The organism is Bacteroides sp. 2201st1_D9_2201SCRN_220225 (assembly GCF_040928965.1).
Classification (GTDB): Bacteria; Bacteroidota; Bacteroidia; order Bacteroidales; family Bacteroidaceae; genus Bacteroides; species Bacteroides stercoris.
The window spans coordinates 26,367-35,713 of sequence record NZ_JBCODG010000027.1; the positions used below are offsets into that span (position 1 = coordinate 26,367).

The 9,347-nt window shown below is 42.2% G+C and carries 16 protein-coding genes; 15 read left to right on the top strand and 1 reads right to left on the bottom strand.

Going from position 1 to position 9,347, the window contains the following annotated elements; all coding sequences use genetic code 11:
- The first annotated feature begins 14 nt into the window (after positions 1-14).
- The 15 genes from rplR (at position 15) to AB5903_RS10955 (ending at position 8,494) form a co-directional block, all read left to right on the top strand.
- Positions 15-359, top strand: a complete 345-nt coding sequence (gene rplR, locus AB5903_RS10885) for a 50S ribosomal protein L18 (protein ID WP_005656518.1) — start codon at positions 15-17, stop codon at positions 357-359.
- 5 nt (positions 360-364) lie between these two features.
- A complete protein-coding gene (rpsE, locus tag AB5903_RS10890; protein WP_005656517.1) occupies positions 365-883 on the top strand; it encodes a 30S ribosomal protein S5 in 519 nt (172 codons plus the stop codon).
- A gap of 11 nt (positions 884-894) precedes the next feature.
- Positions 895-1,071 (top strand): 50S ribosomal protein L30, encoded by a 177-nt coding sequence (rpmD, locus tag AB5903_RS10895; RefSeq protein WP_004291222.1) that lies wholly within the window; start codon positions 895-897, stop codon positions 1,069-1,071.
- Positions 1,072-1,101: 30 nt separating this feature from the next.
- Positions 1,102-1,548 (top strand): 50S ribosomal protein L15, encoded by a 447-nt coding sequence (gene rplO / locus AB5903_RS10900; protein WP_004291221.1) that lies wholly within the window; start codon positions 1,102-1,104, stop codon positions 1,546-1,548.
- A gap of 4 nt (positions 1,549-1,552) precedes the next feature.
- Positions 1,553-2,896 carry a preprotein translocase subunit SecY gene (secY, locus tag AB5903_RS10905; protein WP_005656513.1) on the top strand — a complete coding sequence of 448 codons (1,344 nt, stop codon included), beginning with the start codon at positions 1,553-1,555 and terminating at the stop codon, positions 2,894-2,896.
- 13 nt (positions 2,897-2,909) lie between these two features.
- The gene (map, locus tag AB5903_RS10910; RefSeq protein ID WP_005656511.1) at positions 2,910-3,710 is read left to right on the top strand and encodes a type I methionyl aminopeptidase; all 801 of its coding nucleotides are present in this window, start codon (positions 2,910-2,912) and stop codon (positions 3,708-3,710) included.
- A 9-nt stretch (positions 3,711-3,719) separates the two neighbouring features.
- The gene (infA, locus tag AB5903_RS10915) at positions 3,720-3,938 is read left to right on the top strand and encodes a translation initiation factor IF-1 (protein WP_002558052.1); all 219 of its coding nucleotides are present in this window, start codon (positions 3,720-3,722) and stop codon (positions 3,936-3,938) included.
- Between the two features lie 9 nt (positions 3,939-3,947).
- Entirely contained in the window at positions 3,948-4,064 is a 117-nt protein-coding gene (gene ykgO, locus AB5903_RS10920; protein WP_002558051.1) for a type B 50S ribosomal protein L36, read from the top strand.
- A gap of 34 nt (positions 4,065-4,098) precedes the next feature.
- On the top strand, positions 4,099-4,479 hold the full coding sequence (gene rpsM / locus AB5903_RS10925; RefSeq protein WP_004291218.1) for a 30S ribosomal protein S13: 381 nt from the start codon (positions 4,099-4,101) through the stop codon (positions 4,477-4,479).
- 11 nt (positions 4,480-4,490) lie between these two features.
- The gene (gene rpsK / locus AB5903_RS10930) at positions 4,491-4,880 is read left to right on the top strand and encodes a 30S ribosomal protein S11 (RefSeq protein ID WP_005656474.1); all 390 of its coding nucleotides are present in this window, start codon (positions 4,491-4,493) and stop codon (positions 4,878-4,880) included.
- A gap of 115 nt (positions 4,881-4,995) precedes the next feature.
- A complete protein-coding gene (rpsD, locus tag AB5903_RS10935; protein ID WP_005656470.1) occupies positions 4,996-5,601 on the top strand; it encodes a 30S ribosomal protein S4 in 606 nt (201 codons plus the stop codon).
- A gap of 11 nt (positions 5,602-5,612) precedes the next feature.
- The gene (locus tag AB5903_RS10940; protein ID WP_005656468.1) at positions 5,613-6,605 is read left to right on the top strand and encodes a DNA-directed RNA polymerase subunit alpha; all 993 of its coding nucleotides are present in this window, start codon (positions 5,613-5,615) and stop codon (positions 6,603-6,605) included.
- 3 nt (positions 6,606-6,608) lie between these two features.
- Positions 6,609-7,109 (top strand): 50S ribosomal protein L17, encoded by a 501-nt coding sequence (rplQ, locus tag AB5903_RS10945; RefSeq protein WP_005656466.1) that lies wholly within the window; start codon positions 6,609-6,611, stop codon positions 7,107-7,109.
- A gap of 301 nt (positions 7,110-7,410) precedes the next feature.
- Positions 7,411-7,830: a hypothetical protein gene (locus tag AB5903_RS10950; protein WP_005656463.1), complete on the top strand. Its 420-nt coding sequence runs from the start codon at positions 7,411-7,413 to the stop codon at positions 7,828-7,830.
- A 124-nt stretch (positions 7,831-7,954) separates the two neighbouring features.
- Positions 7,955-8,494 carry a hypothetical protein gene (locus AB5903_RS10955; RefSeq protein WP_016660786.1) on the top strand — a complete coding sequence of 180 codons (540 nt, stop codon included), beginning with the start codon at positions 7,955-7,957 and terminating at the stop codon, positions 8,492-8,494.
- A 50-nt stretch (positions 8,495-8,544) separates the two neighbouring features.
- Here the strand turns inward: AB5903_RS10955 and AB5903_RS10960 are convergent.
- Positions 8,545-9,347 (bottom strand): MutS family DNA mismatch repair protein (locus AB5903_RS10960; RefSeq protein ID WP_368117841.1); only part of this gene is annotated, 803 nt, incomplete at its 5' end.

Below are 9,347 nucleotides of genomic sequence, written 5' to 3' on the forward strand. Positions count from 1 at the left end.
AAATTGATAGTATTATGACAACAAAAATAGAAAGACGTATTAAGATTAAATATAGAGTACGCAATAAGATTTCAGGTACAACTGAATGTCCGCGTATGAGTGTGTTTAGAAGCAATAAGCAAATCTACGTTCAGATTATCGACGATTTGTCCGGTAAGACTCTGGCTGCTGCATCTTCTTTGGGTATGACTGAAAAGATGCCTAAAAAAGAACAGGCTGCCAAAGTAGGTGAACTGATTGCAAAGAAGGCTCAGGAAGCAGGTATAACTACTGTTGTTTTCGACCGTAATGGTTACTTGTATCATGGGAGAGTAAAAGAAGTGGCTGATGCTGCTCGTAACGGTGGACTTAAATTTTAATCATTATGGCAGGACTTAATAATAGAGTTAAGATTACAAACGATATAGAACTGAAAGACAGATTGGTTGCTATTAATCGTGTAACCAAAGTAACCAAAGGTGGTAGAACTTTTAGTTTTTCTGCTATTGTGGTAGTAGGAAATGAAGAAGGTATCATCGGTTGGGGTCTTGGCAAAGCAGGCGAAGTAACCGCTGCTATTGCTAAGGGTGTTGAATCAGCAAAAAAGAACCTGACTAAAGTACCTGTACTGAAAGGTACGGTTCCTCACGAACAGTCTGCTAAGTTTGGTGGTGCTGAGGTATTCATTAAACCGGCTTCTCACGGTACTGGTGTAGTGGCAGGTGGTGCAATGCGTGCAGTGCTTGAAAGTGTTGGTGTAACGGATGTTTTGGCTAAGTCAAAAGGTTCTTCCAACCCACATAACTTGGTGAAAGCTACTATCTTGGCATTAAGCGAAATGCGTGATGCCCGTATGGTTGCTCAGAACAGAGGAGTTAGTATGGAAAAAGTATTTAGAGGATAAGGAGGAAGAATATGTCGACTATAAAGATTAAACAAGTTAAAAGTAGAATTGGTGCTCCTGCTGATCAGAAGAGAACTCTCGATGCACTGGGACTTCATAAGTTGAATCGTGTGGTTGAACACGAATGCACTCCTTCAATTCTTGGAATGGTGGATAAGGTTAAACACTTGGTTACCATTGTTAAGTAATTATTTGTTGAATATAAAACGAATTACAATATGAACTTAAGTAATTTAAAACCTGCAGAGGGATCTACTAAAACAAGAAAAAGAATCGGACGCGGTCCGGGTTCTGGTTTGGGAGGTACTTCTACCAGAGGTCATAAAGGAGCTAAATCAAGATCTGGATACTCTAAGAAAATCGGTTTTGAAGGTGGTCAGATGCCTCTTCAACGTCGTGTTCCTAAGTTTGGCTTTAAAAATATCAACCGTGTAGAGTATAAGGCTATCAACTTGGATACAATTCAGAAATTGGCCGAAGCTAAAAATCTGCAGACTGTAGGTATCAATGACTTCATCGCTGCCGGTTTCATTTCTTCAAGCCAGTTGGTAAAAGTATTAGGTAACGGAACTTTGACTGCTAAGTTGGATGTACAAGCACACGCATTCTCTAAGACTGCGGTTGCTGCCATCGAAGCTGCTGGTGGACAAGTAGTAAAACTCTAATTCGATGAGAAAAGCTATTGAAACATTAAAGAATATATGGAAAATTGAGGATCTGAGACAACGGATCCTCATTACCATATTGTTTGTGGCAATTTACCGTTTCGGTTCGTATGTTGTATTGCCGGGTATTAATCCGTCAATGTTGACACAGTTGCATCAACAAACAAGCGAGGGTCTTTTAGCCTTGTTAAACATGTTTTCTGGAGGAGCATTCTCTAATGCGTCTATCTTTGCATTAGGTATCATGCCTTATATCTCCGCTTCCATTGTGATTCAGTTGCTGGGTATTGCGGTACCGTATTTCCAGAAATTGCAACGTGAAGGTGAGAGTGGTAGAAGAAAAATGAATCAGTACACCCGTTATCTGACGATTATCATTTTGCTGGTTCAGGCTCCTTCTTATTTGCTCAATCTTAAAATGCAGGCTGGTCCTTCCTTAAATGCTTCATTAGATTGGACTCTATTTATGCTTACTTCTACCATTATATTGGCGGCTGGAAGTATGTTTATTTTGTGGCTTGGTGAGAGAATTACAGACAAAGGAATAGGTAATGGTATCTCCTTGATTATTATGGTGGGTATTATTGCACGTTTACCGCAGTCTTTATTTCAGGAATTGATTTCCCGTATGACCGATAAGACCGGTGGTCTGGTTATGTTCCTGATTGAACTTGTAGTCCTGTTGCTTGTCATTGCATTTGCCATTCTTCTGGTGCAAGGTACAAGAAAGATTCCTGTACAATACGCAAAGAAGATTGTTGGTAACAAGCAATACGGTGGTGCAAGACAATACATTCCTTTGAAAGTAAATGCAGCAAACGTGATGCCTATTATTTTTGCTCAGGCAATCATGTTCATTCCTATTACTCTCGTTGGATTTTCAAATGTAAATAATGCGAGCGGTTTCATACATGCATTAACTGATCATACAAGCTTTTGGTATAATTTGATTTTTGCGGTATTGATTATACTGTTTACGTATTTCTATACTGCGATTACCATTAACCCGACTCAGATGGCTGAGGATATGAAGAGAAACAACGGTTTCATTCCGGGCATCAAACCGGGAAAGCAAACAGCAGAGTACATCGACGTGATTATGTCACGTATCACTTTGCCGGGTTCTTTCTTCTTGGCTTTGGTTGCCATTATGCCTGCATTTGCCGGTATCTTCGGTGTGAAAGCCGAGTTTGCTCAATTCTTCGGTGGTACGTCTTTGTTAATTCTTGTAGGTGTGGTTCTTGATACTCTCCAGCAGGTTGAAAGTCATTTGTTGATGAGACACTATGACGGTTTGCTGAAATCTGGACGTATTAAAGGCCGTAGCGGTACAGTGGCTGCGTATTAATCTTATTTGAAGAATGATATTTCTTAAAACTGAAGATGAGATAGAGCTGCTCCGTGCGAGTAATTTGCTTGTAGGAAAAACGTTGGCTGAGATAGCTAAGGTTATAAAGCCCGGAGTTACTACAAAGGAGTTGGATAGAGTAGCGGAAGAGTTCATTAGAGATAATGGGGCTGTTCCTACTTTCAAGGGATTTCCGAACCAATATGGCGATCCGTTTCCGGCTTCGATTTGTACTTCTGTAAACGAGCAGGTGGTACATGGTATTCCGAGTGATAATGTAGTACTGAAAGAGGGTGATGTAGTTTCTGTTGATTGCGGTACTTATATGAATGGCTTTTGTGGCGACTCGGCCTATACGTTTTGTGTAGGTGAGGTTGACGAAGAAGTTCGCAAATTACTGAAGGTTACTAAGGAAGCATTATATATAGGAATACAGAATGCTGTTCAAGGCAAGCGGTTGGGTGATATAGGATATGCTATACAACAACATTGCGAGTCCAATTCTTATGGTGTGGTGCGCGAGTTTGTCGGTCATGGTATCGGTAAGGACATGCACGAAGATCCCCAGGTGCCCAACTACGGTAAGCGCGGTTACGGTACAATGTTGAAAAAGGGGTTGTGCATCGCAATCGAGCCGATGATAACTTTAGGTAACCGGCAGATAGTAATGGAACGTGATGGCTGGACGGTGAGAACCAGAGATTGCAAGTACGCCGCTCATTTTGAGCATACCATAGCAGTGAGAAGCGGTGAAGCCGATATTCTGTCATCGTTCAAATTCATTGAAGAAGTATTAGGAGATAAAGCAATTTAAGAAGTTAATATGGCAAAGCAATCTGCAATAGAACAAGATGGAGTTATAGTTGAAGCATTGTCTAATGCAATGTTTCGTGTTGAATTAGAAAACGGACATGAGATTACTGCCCATATTTCCGGTAAGATGCGGATGCACTACATCAAGATCCTGCCGGGTGATAAGGTAAGAGTCGAAATGTCTCCTTACGATTTATCGAAAGGAAGAATTGTATTTAGATATAAATAAAATTAAGATATGAAAGTAAGAGCATCCTTAAAGAAACGTACGCCAGAGTGTAAGATCGTTAGACGTAATGGCCGTTTGTATGTTATTAACAAGAAAAATCCTAAGTATAAACAACGTCAAGGATAATATTATTATTTTTGCAAAAAAAATAATTTAGTATATGGCTATAAGAATAGTTGGTGTCGATTTGCCTCAAAACAAGAGAGGTGAAGTTGCGTTGACCTATGTATATGGAATAGGTCGTAGTAGTTCAGCAAAGATTTTGGACAAAGCAGGTGTTGACAGAGACCTGAAAGTAAAAGACTGGACGGATGATCAGGCTGCCAAGATTCGTGAGATCATTGGTGCAGAGTATAAAGTAGAAGGTGATCTTCGCTCTGAAGTTCAATTGAACATCAAACGTTTAATGGATATCGGTTGCTACCGTGGTGTACGTCACCGTATCGGTCTCCCTGTAAGAGGCCAGAGTACGAAGAACAACGCCCGTACTCGTAAGGGAAGAAAGAAAACCGTTGCTAATAAGAAAAAAGCTACTAAATAATAATTGTTGATATGGCAAAAAAAACAGTTGCAGCAAAAAAGAGAAATGTAAAGGTAGATGCTAATGGACAGTTGCATGTTCATTCATCTTTCAACAACATTATTGTTTCTCTGGCTAATAGTGAAGGTCAGATTATTTCTTGGTCTTCTGCCGGAAAGATGGGATTCAGAGGTTCTAAGAAGAACACTCCTTATGCAGCACAAATGGCTGCTCAAGATTGTGCTAAAGTAGCATACGATCTTGGCTTGAGAAAGGTAAAGGCATATGTGAAGGGTCCAGGTAACGGACGTGAGTCTGCTATTAGAACTATCCACGGTGCAGGTATCGAAGTTACTGAAATCATTGATGTAACTCCGCTTCCACATAATGGTTGTCGTCCTCCGAAAAGACGTAGAGTTTAAGATTTACCTTTAATAAAAAATGAAACTTGATATTGTTATTGGATTGTAATTTCTTCTCTACAATCGCGGCTGCAACAAATTAAGTTCATGAATAACAATTAAATATTTAAAAGAAATGGCTAGATATACTGGACCAAAATCAAGAATAGCCCGTAAATTCGGTGAAGGTATCTTTGGAGCAGATAAAGTATTGTCAAAGAAGAACTATCCTCCCGGACAGCACGGTAATTCAAGAAAGAGAAAAACTTCTGAATATGGTGTTCAACTTCGTGAGAAACAGAAAGCCAAATACACCTATGGAGTTTTGGAAAAACAATTCCGCAACTTGTTTGAGAAGGCAGCTACCGCTAAAGGTATTACCGGTGAGGTGCTCCTTCAATTGTTGGAAGGTCGTCTTGACAATGTAGTATTCCGTTTGGGTATTGCTCCGACTCGTGCCGCTGCCCGTCAGTTGGTGAGCCACAAGCACATTACTGTAGATGGCGAAGTGGTAAACATTCCTTCATATGCAGTAAAACCGGGTCAGGTTATTGGCGTTCGTGAAAGATCCAAATCTTTGGAAGTTATCGCCAACTCATTGGCCGGCTTTAATCACAGCAAATATCCTTGGTTGGAATGGGATGACAATGCTAAAGTAGGTAAGCTGTTGCACGTACCTGAAAGAGCAGACATTCCTGAAAACATTAAAGAGCATTTGATTGTAGAATTGTATTCTAAATAATAATTAATTTCATGGCGATATTAGCATTTCAAAAACCTGATAAAGTATTAATGTTGGAAGCGGACTCTAAATTCGGAAAGTTCGAATTTCGTCCGTTGGAGCCCGGTTTCGGTATTACCGTGGGTAATGCACTGCGCCGCATCCTGCTTTCTTCATTGGAAGGTTTTGCTATCACTACTATCAAGATAGAAGGTGTTGAGCACGAGTTTTCCAGTGTTCCGGGAGTAAAAGAGGATGTTACTAACATTATCTTGAATCTGAAACAAGTGAGATTCAAGCAAGTAGTTGAAGAATTCGAGAGCGAAAAGGTAAGTATTACAATCGAGAATTCAAGTGAATTTAAAGCAGGTGACATAGGTAAGTATTTGACTGGATTTGAAGTGTTAAATCCTGAATTAGTTATTTGTCATTTAGATTCAAAATCAACTATGCAGATAGATATTACGATCAACAAGGGCCGTGGTTATGTTCCTGCTGACGAAAACCGCGAATATTGCACCGATGTGAACGTAATTCCTATCGATTCTATTTATACTCCGATACGTAATGTTAAGTATCAGGTAGAGAACTTCCGTGTTGAGCAGAAGACCGACTACGAAAAGCTGGTGCTTGAGATTACTACGGATGGTTCCATTCACCCGAAAGAAGCTCTGAAAGAGGCAGCAAAGATTCTGATTTATCACTTCATGCTCTTCTCCGATGAGAAGATTACGCTGGAAAGCAACGATGCTGACGGCAATGAAGAGTTTGATGAGGAAGTATTGCACATGCGTCAGTTGCTGAAGACCAAGCTTGTCGATATGGATCTCTCGGTTCGCGCCCTCAACTGTTTGAAGGCTGCCGATGTAGAGACTTTGGGCGACTTGGTACAGTTCAACAAGACCGATTTGCTGAAGTTCAGAAATTTCGGAAAGAAATCGCTTACCGAGCTTGATGATTTGCTGGAAAGTCTGAATCTGTCGTTTGGAACTGATATTTCTAAATATAAATTAGATAAAGAATAAAAAATGAGACATAATAAGAAATTCAACCATTTGGGTCGTACTGCCTCTCATAGAAACGCTATGTTGGCTAATATGGCGTGTTCTTTGATAAAGCACAAAAGAATCACTACGACCGTTGCAAAGGCTAAAGCTCTGAAGAAGTTCGTTGAGCCTTTGATTACAAAAGCCAAGGACGATACGACAAACTCTCGTCGTGTTGTATTTAGCAATTTGCAAGACAAGTATGCTGTAACTGAACTGTTCAAGGAAATCTCTGTGAAGATTGCTGACCGTCCGGGTGGTTACACTCGTATCATCAAGACTGGTAACCGTTTGGGTGACAACGCAGAAATGTGCTTCATTGAACTCGTTGACTACAACGAAAACATGGCTAAGGAAAAAGTGGCTAAGAAAGCTACCCGTACCCGTCGTTCAAAGAAGAGCGCTGCTGCTGAAGCTGCTCCCGCTGCTGAAACTGCACCGGTTGCCGAAGCTCCTGCTGCTGAAGAAGCAAAAGCAGAATAATTCAACTATTCTTTTTATATATAGAAAGCCGTCCCAGCGATTGGGGCGGCTTTTTTGTTTACGCTTTTATCATTTTTACGGTAAGCACTAACAGAAGTACCTACTTCAAAGGTTATGGTTGTGGTGTAATTTTGCCACTTCAATATTGCAACAGCTATAACCTTTCTATTTATGACGAAGCAAGATTTTTTAGAGATTCAATCAAACGTATTTTGGCAATCCTCTTTTTACATGAACAAACCTTAAAAGATGTGTGTATAAAACAAACCTGTGAAATAAACCGCTATATTTGCACACAGTTATGGGCAGATATTTGAAAATCATAGGACTCCTGGTGCTTGCGTTGGCTTTGTGGCAGACGTCGGGCGCTGTATTTACTTCCGATGGCGGGGTGAGTACAGGAGATTCTACGGATATTCAGGCGGTGACTGCCGCTCATTCTCAGGATGGCACATGCTTTACTTCACCTCAGTTGCCCTATCTGCCGGTAGCGGAGCTGGCGAGTAACAGCGGTCATCTGCACTCGCTTGCCATGTCCCGCATTCAGCGTTCCTATACCGCCGAATACATCTTTTCACTAAAGGACTGGGTGGATAAGCTTGCCCGGCGCGAAGCGGTTCTGTCTTTGCATAAAGAGAAGCTTTATGATTCCACCGCTTACTATGGTTGCAAGCCTGTGTGTGAATACTATATTTTCACACTGAGGCGGATTCTGATTTAATGTCTTATTGTATTCAGGTTTTTTTTCTGTGTATGGGCATCGGATAGATGTCCGTATAGAGAAGAGATTGTACTCCCTTATTCTCTATTACAATAATTCATTAATTTATAAAACTGTTTATAATATGGCAACTAAAACTATCGACGCAACTCTTTTTGCGTCTTCACATCCCGATATTGCAAAACGTACAAGTGTTTCCGGACTGCTCATCTCATTGGCGATGATGGTGGCGGGTCTTCTTATCTTTGTTTCTATTTTTGAAATGCACGATAAATCTTCCACCATAAGCATGGCGCTGATGGTAGTGGGCACGGCATTGATTCTGCTGGGGGTATTCCGTTTGTTCTGGAAGTCGAAGGAAATGGTGTACCTGCCTACGGGAAGCGTGACAAAGGAGCGCAGCATGTTTTTTGATTTGAAGCATATAGGTGAGCTGACCGAAATGATTGAGCGCGGCAATCCGGACTGCGAGGCGGGTATAAAGAGCGAATCGAGCGGTAATGTACGTATGGACATTATGATTTCGCAGGACAATAAATTTGCCGCATTGCAACTGTTTCAGTTTGTGCCTTACACCTATACTCCGGTGACTTCCGTACGTTACTTCACGGGTAGCGAGGCAGCGGCGGTCTCGGCTTTCCTGTCTAAGTGCAAGGCAGTGTAAGTTTGTGCAGATAAAAGCGAGCGCTTTAGCTTATCGGTATAAAACGGGGATTAGTCGGTGACGGCAATCCCCATTTTTTTCATCAGGAAGCAGGCGTTCATGTTCTGCGCCACGCCCGGGCGGAGACGGTAGGAGAAGGTCAGCTCATTGTCGGTGATATCCGCCTCGAAGCGGAAGTTGCGGATATTCTCCGGGAAAAGGTCGATGAGCGTACCCAGCAGCAGGTCGTGGGTGGCGATGATGCCGTCTGCCTCTAAAGCCATGAACTGCTTGATAAGTGCGAATGAACCCTTCTGCTTATCCATCGAGTTTGTTCCTTTGAGTATTTCGTCCAGAATGATAAACAGCTCTTCGCCCGCTTGCAGTTTGTCGATAATGAGTTTCAGGCGCTTAAGTTCGGCAAAGAAGTAAGACTCGTTGTCGGTCAGGGAGTCGCTGGTGCGCAGGCTGGTGATAAGGCGCGCGGGATACACTTCCATTTCCTCCGCACACACAGGCATGCCGGTGCAGGCAAGCAGATAATTGACGCCTATCGTACGCAGGTACGTGCTTTTTCCTGCCATGTTGGCGCCGGTGATGATGATGAAGAAAGGGCGTTTCTCCATGTCGATGTCGTTGCGCACACAACGGTCGCGATGCATCAAGGGATGTCCCAAAGCCTTTGCACGGAGTATGAAACGGGCATTGCTGCCGGTATTTGCCGCACCGGCTTTCCTTGCATCGGAAGAGATGCCGGCTTTGGCGGCAGCCATATCAGCCTTGTCGAGCAGAGTAGGATAAGCATATGCGGGATGATTATAAGCAAAGGTTGCCAGTGAGTTAAGAGCATCCATCTGCCCGAGGGCGTCGAGCC

Excerpts from the sequence above, each read along its gene's own strand:
- rpsE (WP_005656517.1), top strand. The coding sequence starts at position 365 with ATGGCAGGACTTAATAATAGAGTTAAGATTACAAACGATATAGAACTG.
- ykgO (WP_002558051.1), top strand. The coding sequence starts at position 3,948 with ATGAAAGTAAGAGCATCCTTAAAGAAACGTACGCCAGAGTGTAAGATC.
- rplO (WP_004291221.1), top strand. The coding sequence starts at position 1,102 with ATGAACTTAAGTAATTTAAAACCTGCAGAGGGATCTACTAAAACAAGA.
- map (WP_005656511.1), top strand. The coding sequence starts at position 2,910 with ATGATATTTCTTAAAACTGAAGATGAGATAGAGCTGCTCCGTGCGAGT.
- secY (WP_005656513.1), top strand. The coding sequence starts at position 1,553 with ATGAGAAAAGCTATTGAAACATTAAAGAATATATGGAAAATTGAGGAT.
- AB5903_RS10950 (WP_005656463.1), top strand. The coding sequence starts at position 7,411 with ATGGGCAGATATTTGAAAATCATAGGACTCCTGGTGCTTGCGTTGGCT.
- rpmD (WP_004291222.1), top strand. The coding sequence starts at position 895 with ATGTCGACTATAAAGATTAAACAAGTTAAAAGTAGAATTGGTGCTCCT.
- AB5903_RS10955 (WP_016660786.1), top strand. The coding sequence starts at position 7,955 with ATGGCAACTAAAACTATCGACGCAACTCTTTTTGCGTCTTCACATCCC.
- rplQ (WP_005656466.1), top strand. The coding sequence starts at position 6,609 with ATGAGACATAATAAGAAATTCAACCATTTGGGTCGTACTGCCTCTCAT.
- AB5903_RS10940 (WP_005656468.1), top strand. The coding sequence starts at position 5,613 with ATGGCGATATTAGCATTTCAAAAACCTGATAAAGTATTAATGTTGGAA.
- rpsK (WP_005656474.1), top strand. The coding sequence starts at position 4,491 with ATGGCAAAAAAAACAGTTGCAGCAAAAAAGAGAAATGTAAAGGTAGAT.
- infA (WP_002558052.1), top strand. The coding sequence starts at position 3,720 with ATGGCAAAGCAATCTGCAATAGAACAAGATGGAGTTATAGTTGAAGCA.
- rpsD (WP_005656470.1), top strand. The coding sequence starts at position 4,996 with ATGGCTAGATATACTGGACCAAAATCAAGAATAGCCCGTAAATTCGGT.
- rplR (WP_005656518.1), top strand. The coding sequence starts at position 15 with ATGACAACAAAAATAGAAAGACGTATTAAGATTAAATATAGAGTACGC.
- rpsM (WP_004291218.1), top strand. The coding sequence starts at position 4,099 with ATGGCTATAAGAATAGTTGGTGTCGATTTGCCTCAAAACAAGAGAGGT.